Annotated in this window: 19 protein-coding genes; 5 read left to right on the top strand and 14 right to left on the bottom strand. The window is 62.7% G+C overall.

The features are described 5' to 3' along the window. Positions 1 to 23: 23 nt before the first annotated feature. The 10 genes from IV500_RS07640 to IV500_RS07595 form a co-directional block, all read right to left on the bottom strand. Positions 24 to 917, bottom strand: a complete 894-nt coding sequence (locus IV500_RS07640; protein WP_312875858.1) for a GNAT family N-acetyltransferase — start codon at positions 915 to 917, stop codon at positions 24 to 26. After that, positions 871 to 2037 carry a flavodoxin-dependent (E)-4-hydroxy-3-methylbut-2-enyl-diphosphate synthase gene (gene ispG, locus IV500_RS07635; protein WP_196396209.1) on the bottom strand — a complete coding sequence of 389 codons (1167 nt, stop codon included), beginning with the start codon at positions 2035 to 2037 and terminating at the stop codon, positions 871 to 873. The genes IV500_RS07640 and ispG overlap by 47 nt, the downstream gene beginning before the upstream one ends. Before the next feature lie 127 nt (positions 2038 to 2164). Further along, complete coding sequence (locus tag IV500_RS07630) at positions 2165 to 2458, bottom strand: YciI family protein (protein WP_196396208.1); 294 nt, start codon at positions 2456 to 2458, stop codon at positions 2165 to 2167. A gap of 57 nt (positions 2459 to 2515) precedes the next feature. After that, positions 2516 to 2941 (bottom strand): hypothetical protein, encoded by a 426-nt coding sequence (locus IV500_RS07625; protein ID WP_196396207.1) that lies wholly within the window; start codon positions 2939 to 2941, stop codon positions 2516 to 2518. Between the two features lie 356 nt (positions 2942 to 3297). After that, complete coding sequence (locus IV500_RS07620; protein ID WP_196396206.1) at positions 3298 to 4161, bottom strand: hypothetical protein; 864 nt, start codon at positions 4159 to 4161, stop codon at positions 3298 to 3300. Between the two features lie 330 nt (positions 4162 to 4491). Beyond that, entirely contained in the window at positions 4492 to 5184 is a 693-nt protein-coding gene (locus IV500_RS07615; RefSeq protein ID WP_196396205.1) for a MarR family transcriptional regulator, read from the bottom strand. A gap of 218 nt (positions 5185 to 5402) precedes the next feature. Continuing rightward, the gene (locus IV500_RS07610) at positions 5403 to 6731 is read right to left on the bottom strand and encodes a M50 family metallopeptidase (RefSeq protein WP_196396204.1); all 1329 of its coding nucleotides are present in this window, start codon (positions 6729 to 6731) and stop codon (positions 5403 to 5405) included. Positions 6732 to 6750: 19 nt separating this feature from the next. After that, complete coding sequence (gene dxr / locus IV500_RS07605) at positions 6751 to 7995, bottom strand: 1-deoxy-D-xylulose-5-phosphate reductoisomerase (protein WP_196396203.1); 1245 nt, start codon at positions 7993 to 7995, stop codon at positions 6751 to 6753. Between the two features lie 88 nt (positions 7996 to 8083). Further along, on the bottom strand, positions 8084 to 8476 hold the full coding sequence (locus IV500_RS07600; RefSeq protein WP_196396202.1) for a type II toxin-antitoxin system VapC family toxin: 393 nt from the start codon (positions 8474 to 8476) through the stop codon (positions 8084 to 8086). Next, on the bottom strand, positions 8473 to 8802 hold the full coding sequence (locus tag IV500_RS07595; protein WP_230854647.1) for an AbrB/MazE/SpoVT family DNA-binding domain-containing protein: 330 nt from the start codon (positions 8800 to 8802) through the stop codon (positions 8473 to 8475). Before IV500_RS07595 ends, IV500_RS07600 begins: the two co-directional genes overlap by 4 nt. A 177-nt stretch (positions 8803 to 8979) precedes the next feature. On the opposite strand from IV500_RS07595, the gene IV500_RS07590 reads away from it, so the two are divergent. The 5 genes from IV500_RS07590 (at position 8980) to IV500_RS07570 (ending at position 11854) form a co-directional block, all read left to right on the top strand. After that, positions 8980 to 9990 (top strand): aldo/keto reductase family protein, encoded by a 1011-nt coding sequence (locus IV500_RS07590; RefSeq protein WP_196396201.1) that lies wholly within the window; start codon positions 8980 to 8982, stop codon positions 9988 to 9990. A 154-nt stretch (positions 9991 to 10144) separates the two neighbouring features. After that, complete coding sequence (locus IV500_RS07585) at positions 10145 to 10318, top strand: antitoxin VbhA family protein (RefSeq protein WP_312875857.1); 174 nt, start codon at positions 10145 to 10147, stop codon at positions 10316 to 10318. Between the two features lie 526 nt (positions 10319 to 10844). Next, positions 10845 to 11150 (top strand): nucleotidyltransferase family protein, encoded by a 306-nt coding sequence (locus IV500_RS07580; protein ID WP_196396199.1) that lies wholly within the window; start codon positions 10845 to 10847, stop codon positions 11148 to 11150. Next, positions 11140 to 11535 carry a protein NO VEIN domain-containing protein gene (locus IV500_RS07575; RefSeq protein ID WP_196396198.1) on the top strand — a complete coding sequence of 132 codons (396 nt, stop codon included), beginning with the start codon at positions 11140 to 11142 and terminating at the stop codon, positions 11533 to 11535. Before IV500_RS07580 ends, IV500_RS07575 begins: the two co-directional genes overlap by 11 nt. Before the next feature lie 82 nt (positions 11536 to 11617). Then, entirely contained in the window at positions 11618 to 11854 is a 237-nt protein-coding gene (locus IV500_RS07570; protein WP_196396197.1) for a type II toxin-antitoxin system Phd/YefM family antitoxin, read from the top strand. 79 nt (positions 11855 to 11933) lie between these two features. Here IV500_RS07570 and IV500_RS07565 read toward each other — a convergent pair whose 3' ends face one another. From IV500_RS07565 to IV500_RS07550, 4 genes are read right to left on the bottom strand one after another with little or no spacing between them, the layout of a single operon-like run. Next, a complete protein-coding gene (locus tag IV500_RS07565) occupies positions 11934 to 12746 on the bottom strand; it encodes an HpcH/HpaI aldolase/citrate lyase family protein (protein WP_196396196.1) in 813 nt (270 codons plus the stop codon). Next, positions 12743 to 13252 carry a MaoC family dehydratase gene (locus tag IV500_RS07560; RefSeq protein ID WP_196396195.1) on the bottom strand — a complete coding sequence of 170 codons (510 nt, stop codon included), beginning with the start codon at positions 13250 to 13252 and terminating at the stop codon, positions 12743 to 12745. The genes IV500_RS07565 and IV500_RS07560 overlap by 4 nt, the downstream gene beginning before the upstream one ends. Continuing rightward, entirely contained in the window at positions 13249 to 13902 is a 654-nt protein-coding gene (locus IV500_RS07555; RefSeq protein ID WP_196396194.1) for a CoA transferase subunit B, read from the bottom strand. The genes IV500_RS07560 and IV500_RS07555 overlap by 4 nt, the downstream gene beginning before the upstream one ends. A gap of 1 nt (position 13903) precedes the next feature. Further along, on the bottom strand, positions 13904 to 14695 hold the full coding sequence (locus IV500_RS07550; protein ID WP_196396193.1) for a CoA transferase subunit A: 792 nt from the start codon (positions 14693 to 14695) through the stop codon (positions 13904 to 13906). Positions 14696 to 14757: the final 62 nt, after the last annotated feature.

Here is a 14757-nt window from a genome sequence, read left to right as displayed (position 1 = left end):
CAGATGACCTTCGCCTGTGCTGCCTAGAACAATACCGTTGCGAACGTCCCTACCTGCCGGAAACCGACGTGTTGGTACGTCGCGCGCGCCCGAACATTGTAGTCGTTGACATAAAGACTGGTCAGCGGCGCGTGCCGCTGTGCAAGGCGGACGACGGCGGCCATGTAACCGGCGCTGAGGCCGCGGCCGCGGTAGTCGGGATTGAGCCACACGCCCTGGATCTGGCTGGCGTCAACGGATACCGCCCCGAGGTCCGCCTTAAAGATGACTTCTCCGGCATCGTTCACGTGGCTCAGGGAATGGCCTTGGTCGATCAGAGCGGCAATGCGCCGACGATAGTGATCTTCACCGCCAACGAAGGGCGAATATCCCACTTCTTCTTCAAACATTGCAGCGGCCGCCGGCAGGATGGCAGCAAAGTTTTCGCCCCGTGTGGGGACCAATCCCGGATTCCCGGGCAGAATCGGGTCCGCGGCCATTACGAGGAGCGGTTGGTTTGCTCTGACGTCAGCTGGTTTGACGCCGGTGGCCTCCAGCTCATCGAAGATCGCCAGGACAGCCTCGGCAGGTCCAAAGATCGACGCCGGTTTGCGCCCAGAGGACGCCAGCCAACGCCCGAAGGTGCCGGCGTGCAGGGTCGTCGCCTGGACGGGAACAACATTTGCGCCGACCCAGCAGGCGGCGGCCAGTTCGCCGTCGTCCTCGAAATACCCCAGCATCACCGTGCCGAGAGACGACGGGACGGCACTTTTTCCGGCGACCAGTTGCGATGCCACAAAGACATTGGCCACCGGGTCCCGACCGGCCAGCTCAGCAAGGGCCGCCGTATCCTGGTGAACCAGCGGGCGGACCGGACCGGCGCTGTGGCCGCTACGAGACGCTAACCACGGGGCCACCCTTGAGCGAATCGTCGCCACTGGCGTCCTCCATCTGCTCCGCGATTTTCATGGCCTCTTCAATGAGTGTCTCAACAATCTGGTCCTCGGGAACAGTCTTAATGACCTTTCCCTTCACAAAAATCTGGCCCTTGCCGTTTCCTGAAGCAACCCCGAGGTCCGCCTCGCGGGCCTCGCCCGGTCCGTTGACCACACAGCCCATCACCGCCACGCGCAACGGGATTTCCATGCCTTCCAGGCCTGCGGTAACCTGCTCGGCCAAGGTGTATACATCGACCTGGGCCCGGCCACAGGACGGGCAGGAGACGATTTCCAGCTTGCGGGGCCGCAGATTCAGCGACTGCAGAATCTGATTGCCCACCTTGATCTCCTCAACGGGCGGCGCGGAGAGGGATACGCGGATGGTATCGCCAATACCCTGGGACAGCAGCGCGCCGAAGGCTGTGGCGGATTTGATGGTGCCCTGGAATGCCGGGCCCGCCTCCGTCACGCCCAGGTGCAGTGGCCAATCACCGCGCTCCGCCAGCAGCTCATAAGCCCGTACCATGACCACTGGATCATTGTGCTTGACGGAGATCTTGAAGTCATGGAAGTCATGTTCCTCGAACAGGGACGCCTCCCATACTGCCGATTCCACCAGCGCCTCCGGCGTGGCCTTACCGTATTTTTCCATCAGGCGCGGGTCCAACGAACCGGCGTTGACCCCGATCCGGATGGATGTGCCGTGGTCCTTGGCGGCCTGGGCGATCTCCTTAATCTGATCATCAAACTTGCGGATGTTCCCGGGGTTCACCCGGACTGCCGCACAACCGGCGTCAATTGCCGCAAAAACGTACTTCGGCTGGAAGTGGATGTCCGCGATGACCGGGATTTGGGACTTCCGGGCAATGATCGGCAGCGCTTCGGCATCGTCTGCAGATGGACACGCCACCCGGACAATGTCGCATCCCGATGCTGTCAGCTCGGCGATCTGCTGGAGCGTGGCATTAATGTCCGTGGTCGGCGTTGTCGTCATGGATTGAACGCTGATGGGCGAATCCGAACCTACACCGACCGAGCCAACCTTGATTTGCCGTGTTTTGCGTCGAGGCGCGAGTACGGGAGGAGGTGCTTCCGGCATTCCAAGACTGACCGAGGTCAAAATGTGCTCCTTGTGGTTCTGCGTGAACCGGGTGGCTCGCGGTTTTTCCGAGGCCGCAAAAAATCTACGCGACCGCGGTCAACTTCAATTATAAGCCTTTTGATCCGTTCACAGCCCGGGCCCGTGGTCACTGCACGTGCTTGCTCAGCTCCCCGAGGACTGGGCTCCAGGAACTGGACTTCAACCCGGTGATACCGCCGGCGATGTTGAAAGGATCCTCAGTCAGTAAGCGGTTCAGCGCCTCTTCGTCCTCTGTTTTGAAGATCAGCAACGCTCCGGTCCCGTCGTCAAAGGGACCCGAGGCCAGCATCCGCCCGTCTTCCACAAGGGATGCCAGCCAGGCGCGGTGCGCGGGGCGGTGCTCATCACGGATAGCCGCTGTCTGGGGGCTATAGACATATTCCACTGCATAAACACTCATGCGCCTAGCCTATCGGGACGTTGGCGGTGGGACACCGTCGTCTTGGCACCAGCAGGTTCAGGAACCCGGCAGGAGCCATTTGACCAGCACTGCCACAGCCGCGGCCCACAGCATGGAACTGAGGGTGCCGATAATGAACCTCTCGCTCGCTGCCGGGCTTTGCCGTAGTTCCGGATATCTGCCCAGCCCCTTGATCGCTACGACATAGGCGATCGCGACCGGCTGGTCCGCGAGGATGGCGACGACCACGGCGGCCCGCTCCAGCATGCCGATCACCAGTCCTCCGCGCAGGACCCCAGGCGAAGGTCGTGCGGGTGCAGCGGCGGGCGGACCGTCGGTTCGGTTGGTTGGTTCTGCCGCCGCCGGGGGTTCCTGTGCGTCCAAAACCTCCGCTGCCCGGGCCAGCCGTAGCATGCCCAGCGTGACCGGCCAGCCCACACCTACCGCTATGAGGACGGTCAACACAATCCACAGTCCTTGCATGCTGTTCTCCTTCCGGCTGCCAAGCTGCCTGTTTCGCACAGCCTAACGGTGGTATGCGACAGACCACGTGTTATTTGCCGAAAGCCAACTGCACAAAATGTCGGGAGTCCCCTGCATGGTCCCTTTTCCGCACCACAGGCCTTTGTCTTGGGGATCTCCATACCTTCGGGGTAGGCCGGACCGGATGAGCGCGGCTGCAAGCCCGGCGACTCCGGCCGTTCCCCGAACCCCGTAATGACGCACTGCCTGGCGCTATATAGAAACGGTTACTGACAATGGTTGTCAAGACGCTGCCCACGTGGTGTTTTCCGCGCGTTGCACACCAGCAGGCGCCCTTCGCCGCTTGGCGGCCGCGTCTACGCCAGCTTCACCCAGTTCGCCTGTTGGGGGTCCCCGCCGACCTTGCAGAACCAGAGACTTGTGATGTCGATGCCCCGCTCCTCACGGTCCGCCCATACCGTTGCCAACAGCTCCCCGGCATTCGATCTGTCGAGCGAGCGCGGATCCTCAATGCGAATGGGAACGAGCCATAACTGCGCCATCCTCGCGGATTTCAGAACCCCTGCCTGCTCCGTGGAGGACGAGGCAAGCACGCCAGGACCGTCATTTCCGGACGCGACCACTCCGGTCTGCCCCGTTGCCAGGACGCCCGCGCCAGCATCTGATTGTCCCTGTACGCCGGGGAGTCCGCGGCCGAACACCCCGGCACCGTTCGCGCCGTCGCCGCTGACGCCGGTTTCGCCGCGTCCCAGCACGCCTGCTCTTTGAGCAGCTTCGAAGGCAAGGTCACGCGATGTGGCCTGTTCGTAGCCCACAACTCCGTTCACTCCGGTGCCGAACACCCCCGCAGCCGCCGTGCCGCCAACGCCGAGTAGCCCAGCACCCACGGAATTTTCCAACGTCCGGTCGCGAGCGCTCCCGTGCACATACCCGACGGCCCCGTTCAGGCCCTGTGCAATGACACCGTTGCCCGCGGGAATGGTCCCGATGGCGCCTCCGGTCGGGAAGGAGACCGTGCCTTTGGCGTGGATGCCGTCGACCCCGCGCGGGGTCGAGACAAGTACTTTGTCGCCGTCGGTCGACACGTTCAGAACAAAGTCCTCCCCGTAGCCGTCCGGAGCGTTCTCACCATTGATCGCGAGCAGGAGCGTTCGATCTTCGCTGGTGTTAGTGCGACCGACAACCATGTCGTCGCCGGATTCGTCCGCTCCACTGGCCATGGGGTCCACCTCGCATCGCGTTTGACAACGTCTTTGCACGTCGTCTTTGCCCAGTCATTATGCGCCTGTCGAACCCCGCACACAAGACTCGGACCCGGCACGATCAGAGGAATGCCGGGAAAGCGAGAACGGATGATCATCGCCGCACACTCGACAGCCACCACCGCAGTGCAGCTGGGGCACATTCCGGTCACGGGCGGTGGGGTCGTGGCCGGCGAGCCGAAACCCGGTTCTGCACAGATCCGCTGCCGGGAACATGCCGTCAGCGCTCGGCGGAGGATGGAAATGGCGTACTCGGTCGACAGGAGTAACCTGCCGCTGGTGCCGGCCCTACGTCTCCTCGCCCTCCCCGGACTTCCCCGGCTTTTCCGGCCACGCAGCTGTGGCGGCGAGGCCTAACAGGGTCGCAGCCGCCATCCTCCCCTTCTGCTCTTCCTGCCAGCCGGAGCGCAATACCGCCTTGCTGACCGCCTGGGGACTGATCCCCAGTCGCTGCGCGACGGCGGCCTGGCCGCCCCGCTCACCCGGAGTAAGCAGGTCAAGCACACGCCATTCGGCGTCGGTCCGAGCCCGGACGAGGCGGCCGATCAGCACCAGAACGGCTTGCGCAGCCGCCACTAATTGGGTCGGTTCCGGTAGACCGCAGCCGGGTTTAAGCTTTCCGGGGCTGGCTGCGGGTGAACTCCATCTGACGGCGAGGGCGACCCTCTCCCCCGTCTTCTTGGCAGCTTCCACGGCCGAGCGTGCCGCGACAAAGGCCGATCCGCTGCCCTCCCGCGAGCTGGCCGGCAGCGGAAGATCCACTGAGCCCAGCCCTACACCCACGTACCAGTGCCCGGAACGCAACGCGCACATGGCCACTTCGACCGCTGTACCGGCGTCCATCACGACGCCCTGCACCTCATCACCTACCGACCGTTCAAAGGGCAGCACCGTGCTGACCTGGCGCAGGGTGGCCAAAAAGTCCGGGACCAGATCACGCCCCTGCCGGCTGGCCCGCTGATCCATCGTGAGTACGAACATAAAACAACTATATTCCGTTGATCCACCTTAAACAACCGATTTAAGATGATTTCAGTGGCGCTTTTGTGCGGCAATCCAACGCTGGCCCCGGTATTTTTTGCCGGCGTAACAATGTGAAACCGCTCGTTAAGGCAACCTCTCGTGGTTGATTATACAATATCAACCTCCAGCCGGCGCAGTCCAGCCACGTACAGCATGCCCCGCCCCAGCCCGGAAAATCACCCGAAGATATTAATCGGCTTGACGATGTCCGCATACATCAGCAGAGCCCCCATGACCAGCAGCAGCGACGCCACCACATATGTCAGCGGCAGCAGCTTGGCAATGTCGAAAGCGCCAGGGTCCCTTCGGCCCAAAAGCTTTGCCGCCCGCCGCCTGGCACCCTCATAGAGCGCACCGGCGACATGGCCGCCGTCAAGGGGCAGCAGCGGAATCAGGTTGAAGATGCACAAGGCCAGATTAACCCCGGCCAGCAGCCCCACGAGGGTGGCAATCCGGGCGCTCAACGGCACCTGTTCCATCGCCGCGACCTCACCGGCAACCCTGCCGACGCCAACCATTGAAATGGGTCCGTTGGGATCGCGGGGCGCACTGCTGAATGCGGCCTTGGCCACACCCACCAGCCGCTGCGGCAGGTTCACCACTACGCCGGAAATCTTCACCAGACTGTCGCCCACTGCGGGAAGTACCGCACTGGCCGGCTGAGCCACCATGGCAGATGTCGGCCCCACCCCAATGAAACCAACCTCCTGCGTCTCGGGCTGGCCCTTACTGTCAAGGACGACCGCGCCGCTTGCATCGGTGACCGGTCTTGCCGTTAGCACTGGGGTGATGGTCAAGGTGACATCCTGACCGCCGCGCCGGACGGTTACCGGGACCTGCCGGCCGGCCGATGCACGGATCCACGCGGTCATGTCGGCCCAGCCGGTCACGGCCCTGCCGTCGAAAACCGTGATCACGTCGCCGGGCTTGAGCCCGGCAGCGGCGGCAGGAGTCTTATTGCACGCGCTTTGATCCGCCGGTGCACTCTCGCCGTACGCAACCTGGCAGGCGTTCACCTCGGCCAGCGTCGTCGTCGCCTGTGGCGTACCGAAGCCCATCAGCAGCACTGCGGTCAGCACCACGCCAATGAGCAGATTCATGAAGGGACCGCCGAGCATAATGATGATCTTTTTCCAGACAGGCAGCCTGTAAAACAAACGGTTTTCGTCCCCGGGGCCCACATCCTCGTGGGCAAGGCTGCGGGCCTCGGTGGCGAGCGTCTGAAACATTCCCGTACTGGAGGGCCGGACGCTCCCGTCCGCGGCGTTGGGCGGATACATCCCGATCATGGCCACGTAACCGCCGGCCGGAATGGCCTTGAAACCGTACTCGGTTTCGCCTTTCTTCCTGGACCACAGGGTCGGGCCGAAACCGATCATGTACTTCGTCACGCGCACCCTGAAGAGCTTCGCCGGCACCAAATGCCCGACTTCGTGCAGCGCAATGGACACGGCAACGCCCACGGCGACGAAAACGACGCCCAGGATAAAAAGCAAAACTGTCACAGTGATCTTTCCGGTTCGCTTAGCGGCTGATCAGAGCTAAACGCTCGGTGCTGCGGGCTCGTGCCCAACCCTCAGCATCCAGCACGGAATCGAGTGTGAGCTGTGGATTCGCTGAGTGCTCACCGAGAACCCGCTCAATAGTCTCAACAATGTCCAGGAAACCGATTCTTCCCTCGTGAAAGGCGTGCACGGCCTGCTCGTTCGCGGCGTTGTAGACGGCGGGAAAAGTACTCCCCTGCTGTGCCGAGGTCTTAGCCAGTTCAACGGCGGGGAATGCCTGGGAATCCAGCGGCTCAAAGGTCCAGTTGGCCGCCTTGGTCCAGTCGCACGCGGGCACGGCACCGGCAACCCTGTCCGGCCATGCCAGCCCCAGCGCGATAGCCAGGCGCATGTCCGGGGGCGAGCACTGCGCAAGGGTGGAACCGTCCGTGAACTGCACCATCGAATGCACCACCGACTGCGGGTGTACGACGACGTCGATCCGGTTCAACGGGACATCGAAAAGCAGGTGCGCTTCAATCAGTTCAAGCCCCTTGTTCACCAACGTGGCCGAGTTCGTGGTTACCATCGGGCCCATCGACCAGGTGGGATGCTGCAGTGCCTGTGCGGGAGTGACATCCGCCAGCTGCTCGCGGCTCTTGCCGCGGAACGGGCCACCGGAAGCCGTGAGGATCAGCCGGTCGACTTCCGCTGCGCTGCCGGAGCGCAGGCACTGTGCCAAAGCGGAATGCTCCGAATCCACCGGCACCAGTTGCCCGGCGGCGGCGGCATCCTTGACCAGCTGCCCGCCGACGATCAGTGACTCCTTATTGGCCAGGGCCAGCAGGGCACCGGATTTCAGCGCCGCGAGCGTCGGGGCCAACCCGATGGAGCCGGTAATGCCATTAAGCACGACGACGATGCCCGGCCCGGGGGCCGACCAGCCGGCGATGCGGGTGGCGGCGTCCGGTCCGGTGACGATCTCCGGCCGGTAGCCGCGCACTCCGGCCGCGGCGGCGGCGTCGTCGATCATTTCCTGCAGGGCCGCACCGTCGCCCGTGGCGATTCCCACCGCCGCCGCACGCGTACGGACCGCCTGGGTGGCCAGCAGCTGCGGATTCGTCCCGCCGGCGCTGAGCGCGAGTACCTCGAACCGCGGGCTGCCGTCCTCGAGCCGGGCGCGGTCGATGACGTCCAGGGCCTGCGTGCCGATGGAACCCGTCGACCCCAAGAGAATGATCTGCCGCGGTGCGGTCTGCGCATGGTGTTCCCCGTGAGTGTGCATTCTTCCATTATTCCAGCAGAAGCCACCACGCGCTCACAGCCGGCGGACGAAGATTGCCCCCCGGCCGACACCCAACGCGGCCGGAGGCTCAGCGAAGCAGCTCCATCCCGTCCAATTCGGCAGCGCGCTGATCAAAAGTGGCGGTGTACTCGCACCCGGAGTCCCGGCCGCTCAATACAATGAGGGCATCAGCAAAATCCGCTCCCCCGGCGCTCTCCCTGGCTGCCCTACGGACCATCTCCGGCGACTCCACAAGGATTTCTTCGGCGGAGGAGAGTTTAAGAATGGCGCGCGAAATATCCCGTGGATCGAGCTTGTACGATCGGCGTAAGACCCATATTGTCTCCACGAGGACAATGAGCGAGAGGTATCCCGGATCAGCTGACGTGAACCCGGACATCAGCTGGGAGGCCAGCTGGGACTGCTTCGGGTCATCCTGAACGAGATACCTGACCAGAACGTTGGTGTCCAGTCCGATCATGCCCCGTGGCCCGGTGCAAAATCCGCCGCGGAGGCACTGTCCGCCTCGTCCGGGACGTGCGGGAACGCCGACGCCGCGGATTCAGCGGCAATTGCATCATCCATCTCCTCGATGGAGACCGGCGTCGCCGTCCCAACCGAGCGGAACATCCCCTCCAAGGAACTAAGCGAGCCGCCCAGCGCCTCCAGCGTGTATCCGCCGTCTGAGGTCTGCACGAAATCGAGCCGGCTTCCGGGCCGCAGACCTAGTCGTTTGCGTACCTCGAGTGGGACGGTTATTTGCCCTTTGGACGTCAACTTTGCGATGGCCATAGTAAATATTACCATTGTCGGCATTCCTTACTCCAGCGTAAGGCTCTACCATCGCTACTGCCATCGCGGCAGTCTGGGACGGGGAGCCTCCGGCGGGCATAGGCTGGAACTGGCCCTTTGCCGTCGGCGTTTTTATTGCAGGCGCACGAAACGGCCCTTCATCAAAGACATCAGCGGAAGCAGGAATGACCCATGGAATTCAGGTACCTCGGCAACAGCGGTCTCAAGATCTCCGAAATCACCTACGGCAACTGGCTCACGCACGGCTCCCAGGTGGAAAACGACGTAGCCGGCCAATGCGTCCGCGCCGCGTTGGATGCCGGCGTCAGCACCTTCGACACTGCGGATGTCTACGCCAACACGGCCGCGGAAACGGTTCTCGGTGAAGCGCTGAAGGGCGAGCGCCGCCAATCCCTGGAAATCTTCACCAAGGTCTTCGGCCCCACCGGCCCTAAGGGGCACAACGACGTCGGGCTGTCCCGCAAACACATCATGGAATCCATCGATGGCTCGCTGCACCGGCTGCAGACGGACTACGTCGACCTGTACCAGGCGCACCGCTATGACGTGGAAACGCCTTTGGAGGAGACCATGCAGGCCTTCGCCGACGTGGTCCGGGCCGGGAAGGCACTCTACATCGGCGTCAGCGAATGGACCGAAGAGCAGATCCGCGCCGGCCATGCGCTCGCCAAAGATCTGGGTGTGCAGCTGATCTCCAACCAGCCGCAGTACTCCATGCTCTGGCGTGTTATCGAGGAAAAAGTAGTCCCCGTCTCGGAAGAACTGGGCCTGTCCCAGATTGTCTGGTCCCCCATCGCCCAGGGCGTGCTGACCGGCAAGTACCAGCCCGGACAGCCAGCACCGGAAGGCAGCCGCGCCACGGATGAGAAGGGCGGCGCGAATATGATCAAACGTTGGATGTCCGACGACGTCCTCACCGGAGTGCAGAAGCTTCAGCCGATTGCCGATCAGGCAGGACTGAGCATGGCTCAGCTCGCCATCGCCTGGGTCCTGCAGAACAAGAACGTGGCTTCAGCCATCATCGGTGCTTCCCGCCCCGAGCAGGTGGCCTCCAATGTCAAGGCCGCCGGCGTAAAACTCGACGAGGATGTCCTGGCCAAGATCGACGACGCGATCGGTTCCCTGGCCGAGCGCGATCCCGACAAAACCAACGACAGCTCGCCCAAATCCCGCGAGGCCTAAAAAGCTGCGCAGAGTTGGTTCCTAATCCTGCGCAGGGCGCACCCTGCGCAGGATTAGCGCCGCGCACTGCGCAGAACGCACCGGCTCGCACCCCAGATTGCCCGTGCAGCTTGACCGAGGTCCCGGACAATGGACCATGGATAAGGACCAAGTTGTGCCCCTGGCTGAAGCGTGCGCTGAAATCGTGGAGCCCACCATCCACAGTGGAGAAATTGCGGGCCTGACTGTTCCAGAGGCGACCCGCGCGGATGCTAATTCCTACATCGCCGGGACCATCGATTCAAACGAACTTGTTGATCGGGTCCGTGCTAAGTATGGGCTCGCCTAAAAACACCGATTCCTACCAAATCCGCACCATTAACGTGAAGAAGAACATCTCCGGAGCACAATTCTTCCCGCCCAGGGGGTTTCATCGGAACCGCTGCGGCAAATTTTTTTTGACGACCTTGCCACGGACAGCCACCTCAAAGGAATGGCCCGCACCCAGTTCGTAGAACGGTTGGCCTTCCACTACGAGAGGGTCACTACCGGTGGAAGTGCATTATGCGGCGCGGAACTATTGGGCGATCCGGCCGAGTCGCGCCTTCTCGGCTGTTGGCAGTGCGCTTCTGGGCCGACGGGATATGCGCGCCGCTACTCGAAGTGATCACTCCCGACAAAATCTATCCACCTACAGTGGAGTGTGCGGCCCAGGCTGGTTCAGCGGGGCAGGCTGTGCCTATCGGCTCACGTGTTCGCGCAGTGCGGGGTGTCGCCGCGGATGCCGCCGCGAGGCGCCGGGGTCAGGGATCCGTCTGCGACCGTCTCTTGCGGGTTGCCTCGCCGAGCCGCACCTGATCTGCGAGACTGGATGCATGGAATTCGCCGTGCTGCTCGACATCGAGGCGATCCGGAGCGCCTGCCAGCGGTACGGCGTGGAGCGGCTCCGCGTCTTCGGCTCGGTGCTCACGCACCGGTTCGATCCGGAGACGAGCGATGTCGACTTCCTCGTCGTCTTCCGACCGGAGCGGGAGAACCTGTTCCACGACTACTTCGATCTGAAGTTCGAGCTGGAGCGGATCGTCGGCCGGGGAGTCGACCTCGTCACGGAGCGCTCGGTGAAGAACCCGTTCTTCAAGGCGTCGGCCTTCGGGAGCGCACAGGATATCTATGCGGCCTGAGGCAGGCGCGCCTCTCTGGGATGCGGCCGAGGCGGCTGGGCTCGTCCACGAATTCGCCCGCGGGCATGCACTGGGCAAGTTTCGGCTGGCCGAACGGGTTGAGCATGTTTCGCAAACCCATGGAGACGGACCCGGCTACGATGTTTTGTCGTTCGAGCCCCGCGGCAAGGAACGGCTCATTGAGGTCAAAACGACTCGGGCACGTATTGAGACACCTTTTTATGTGAGCAAAAATGAGCTGGCGGTCTCCGGCGAGCACTCCGAGCTGTACCACGTGGTCAGGCTCTACGACTTCGACCAGTGCGCCGGCTGGTATCAACTGGACGGGTCATTAAGTCAAAGCTGCGCGCTTGAGGCGCTGAATTATCTGGCGGTCCCGGCGTAGGACGGGCTGGTTGCTGTGCGGCTGCCCGTACGGCTGGTATTAGTCCTGGGCTTACTCCGACTTGGCCCCGTAAAATATTGTTATGCGCGTCACTGTCAACATCCACGAAGCGACAACGAACCTGTCGCGCCTGATTGAGGAGGTCCTCGCAGGCAAATCAGTAACGATTGCGAAGGCAGGTAAACCGTTGGTGGATCTTGTGCTGCATCAGAACCGGCCGGTAGTAATTGGTGCCTTGCGTGAGCTGCCGGCGTATGACGACGAAACGTTCGATGATCCCGACGAAGCTATATCCTCATCGTTCTACGGTGATCGCTAGTGTGGTCGGGGCGTCGCTGTTGCTTGTCACAGATGCGCGCGAATAGAAGAGCCGCAGGCCCGCGGCCTTCCACCTGAAGTTATTGCACTCCGGCACGCCGCAGGGTCTGGCGCGCGTGTTTGAGGATGGGGCCATCGATCATTTTGCCGTTGTAGGCAAAGACACCGGATCCTGCCGCGACGGCGGCTGCGAGCAACTCCCGCGCGAACGCAACGTCCTCCGGCGCAGGGGTGTAAGCATCGCGGATGACGGCGACTTGGTTGGGGTGGATGCAGGCAGTTGCTCCAAAACCGGAGGCGACGGCGTCACAGGCCTCCGAGGTCAGGCCGCTTAGATCAGGAATATTTACGTAAACGGCGTCGATTGCCGTCTTACCGTACGCGCCTGCTGCCAGCAGGACGCTTGATCTGGCGTGCGCGGCGACGGTGCGGTAACCGCCGTCGTCGTCGCGGCTGCTGGTGCCTCCAAGGGATGCCACCAGATCCTCTGCGCCCCACATCAGTGCGACGACGTTGGGGACTTGGGCAATCTGCGGCGCCTGGAGTACTCCGCGGGCGGTTTCACAGAGCGCGACGACGTCGAAGCCATCCAGCGCGGACAGCGCTGCGGCGTCCTCGGACTTGGCCACCATGATGGTACGGTAACGCGTCTGTTTCAGTGCCGCCATGTCGGCGTCCGAGTCAGGCGTGCCGAGCGGGTTGATCCGCACGATTGTCCGGCCTGGATCGAGTGGGTTGGCGATGAGGTGTCCGCGGGCGCTTGCCTTGTCGTCGGGGGCGACGGCGTCCTCAAGATCCAGGATCACCGCATCTGCCCGGTCTGCGGCCTTGGCATAGCGCTCCGGACGGTCCGCCGGGCAGAAGAGCAGGGCGGGTCCCATGGTGAAGCTCATGATGCGCCCTTCTGGGACTCCGCTGCGATGTGCCCTTCCGCGGTCCACATCAGGCAGCTGCGCTCCAGTGTTGCCACCACTACCCCGTGCTGGTTCCGGCCGGTGTGCGCCATGGTGACAATTCCCTGCCCCGGACGGGAGGCGGAGAGCCTCTTGGCGGTAATTACGGTCTGCGTATAGAGGGTGTCGCCGTGGTACATCGGGTGCGGAAATTTCACGTCGGTCAGTCCCAGCTGCGCCACGATGGTGCCTTGCGTCAGCTGGGTGACGGACTGGCCGACGACGGTGGCAAGGGTGAACATCGAATTCATCAGCCGCTGCCCGAATGGCTGGGTGGAACTCCACGCCGCGTCCAAGTGCAGGGCCTGAGTATTCATGGTCATGGTGGTAAAGAGAACGTTGTCCGCTTCGGTGACCGTACGACCGGGTTTATGGGCGTAGACGACACCGACGTCCAGTTCGTCGAAGTAGAGTCCACGCTGCTCCACCACCGGCTGTTCACTCATACGTCATCCTCGTTATGGATTTCGATCTCCAGTTCCGCACCGGTCGCGGCCACGACTTCATCAAGGGTGACTCCCGGCGCGACTTCGCGCAGCACCAGGCCATCCTCCGTCACGTCGATCACGGCCAAATCGGTGATGATACGGTCCACGCATCCCTTGCCTGTCAGCGGCAGAGTACAACGCTGCACAATCTTGGGCTTACCGCTGCGGTCTGTATGTTCCATCATGATGATCAGCCGTTTCGCGCCGAAGACCAGGTCCATGGCGCCGCCCATCCCTTTGACCATCTTGCCCGGGATCATCCAGTTGGCCAGGTCGCCGTTTTCGGCCACCTCCATGGCACCGAGCACCGCCACATCCACGTGGCCGCCGCGGACCATGCCGAAGGACGCCGCAGAATCGAAGAACGCCGCACCCTTATTGACCGTGACGGTTTCCTTCCCGGCATTGATCAAATCCGGGTCGACGTTTTCCTCGGTGGGATATGGTCCGGTACCGAGGATCCCGTTTTCGGAATGCAGCACAACCTCGACGTCGGCCGGGATGTAGTTGGGAATCAGGGTTGGCATCCCGATGCCCAGATTCACATACTGACCATTGGTCAGTTCCATAGCCACCCGTGCCGCGAGTTCGTTGCGGGTCAATGCCATCTCATGCTCCCTTAGTTGCGGTCGTGGAGTCGGGAGCGGAGACGGTGCGCTTCTCAATTCGCTTCTCGCTGTGCGGCGCGCCCGCGGGAACATGGACCACCCGTTGGACGAAGATGCCGGGCACGTGAATGTGTTCCGGATCCAGCTGCCCCGGTTCCACCAGTTCCTCTACCTCCGCGATAGTGATCTTGCCTGCCATCGCGCAGAGCGGGTTGAAGTTCATGGCGGTTGCATGGAACACCAGGTTTCCGTGCCGGTCCCCCTTTAGCGCATGCACCAATGCGAAGTCGGGCGTGACAGATTCCTCGAGCACGTAGTCTGCACCGGCAAAGCTGCGCACCTCCTTGGGTTCGGAGGCAACCGCTACGTTCCCGCCGCCGTCGTACTTGCGCGGCAGGCCTCCCTCGCTGACCTGCGTGCCGACGCCGGCGGTGGTGTAGAACGCCGGAATACCGGCGCCACCGGCCCGCAGCTTCTCCGCCAGCGTGCCCTGCGGGGTGAGCTCGACTTCCAGCTCGCCGGCGAGGAACTGCCGTGCAAACTCCTTGTTTTCGCCAACATAGGACGAAATGGTACGTCGAATGCGGCCGTCCGACAGCAGGATGCCCAGCCCCCAGTCATCGACGCCGCAGTTATTGCTGATGGTCTCCAGATCGGTGGTGCCCTGATCATGCAGTGCGGCGATCAGTGCCACGGGAATACCGCACAGCCCGAATCCGCCGACGGCCAAGGAGGCACCATCGCGGATATCGGCTACGGCTTCCGCGGCGCTGTGGACGACTTTGTCAATCATTCGTTGAACCTTTCCCTTGTACCGATCATAGAGGGTGGCGGATTCTGCACGGATGTTCCGCC

This window comes from Arthrobacter terrae (genome assembly GCF_015708085.1).
GTDB lineage: Bacteria > Actinomycetota > Actinomycetes > Actinomycetales > Micrococcaceae > Arthrobacter_M > Arthrobacter_M terrae.
Note: the sequence above shows the minus strand (reverse complement) of the source record. Positions and strands in the feature narration are given on the sequence as shown.

Coding starts and splice junctions, on each gene's coding strand:
- IV500_RS07555 (WP_196396194.1), bottom strand. CDS start 13,902: ATGGCATTGACCCGCAACGAACTCGCGGCACGGGTGGCTATGGAACTG.
- IV500_RS07625 (WP_196396207.1), bottom strand. CDS start 2,941: ATGCAAGGACTGTGGATTGTGTTGACCGTCCTCATAGCGGTAGGTGTG.
- IV500_RS07630 (WP_196396208.1), bottom strand. CDS start 2,458: ATGAGTGTTTATGCAGTGGAATATGTCTATAGCCCCCAGACAGCGGCT.
- IV500_RS07615 (WP_196396205.1), bottom strand. CDS start 5,184: ATGTTCGTACTCACGATGGATCAGCGGGCCAGCCGGCAGGGGCGTGAT.
- IV500_RS07595 (WP_230854647.1), bottom strand. CDS start 8,802: ATGGTAATATTTACTATGGCCATCGCAAAGTTGACGTCCAAAGGGCAA.
- IV500_RS07580 (WP_196396199.1), top strand. CDS start 10,845: ATGGAATTCGCCGTGCTGCTCGACATCGAGGCGATCCGGAGCGCCTGC.
- IV500_RS07620 (WP_196396206.1), bottom strand. CDS start 4,161: ATGGCCAGTGGAGCGGACGAATCCGGCGACGACATGGTTGTCGGTCGC.
- IV500_RS07590 (WP_196396201.1), top strand. CDS start 8,980: ATGGAATTCAGGTACCTCGGCAACAGCGGTCTCAAGATCTCCGAAATC.
- IV500_RS07565 (WP_196396196.1), bottom strand. CDS start 12,746: ATGAGCTTCACCATGGGACCCGCCCTGCTCTTCTGCCCGGCGGACCGT.
- IV500_RS07600 (WP_196396202.1), bottom strand. CDS start 8,476: ATGATCGGACTGGACACCAACGTTCTGGTCAGGTATCTCGTTCAGGAT.
- IV500_RS07560 (WP_196396195.1), bottom strand. CDS start 13,252: ATGAGTGAACAGCCGGTGGTGGAGCAGCGTGGACTCTACTTCGACGAA.
- IV500_RS07575 (WP_196396198.1), top strand. CDS start 11,140: ATGCGGCCTGAGGCAGGCGCGCCTCTCTGGGATGCGGCCGAGGCGGCT.
- IV500_RS07550 (WP_196396193.1), bottom strand. CDS start 14,695: ATGATTGACAAAGTCGTCCACAGCGCCGCGGAAGCCGTAGCCGATATC.
- IV500_RS07570 (WP_196396197.1), top strand. CDS start 11,618: ATGCGCGTCACTGTCAACATCCACGAAGCGACAACGAACCTGTCGCGC.
- dxr (WP_196396203.1), bottom strand. CDS start 7,995: ATGCACACTCACGGGGAACACCATGCGCAGACCGCACCGCGGCAGATC.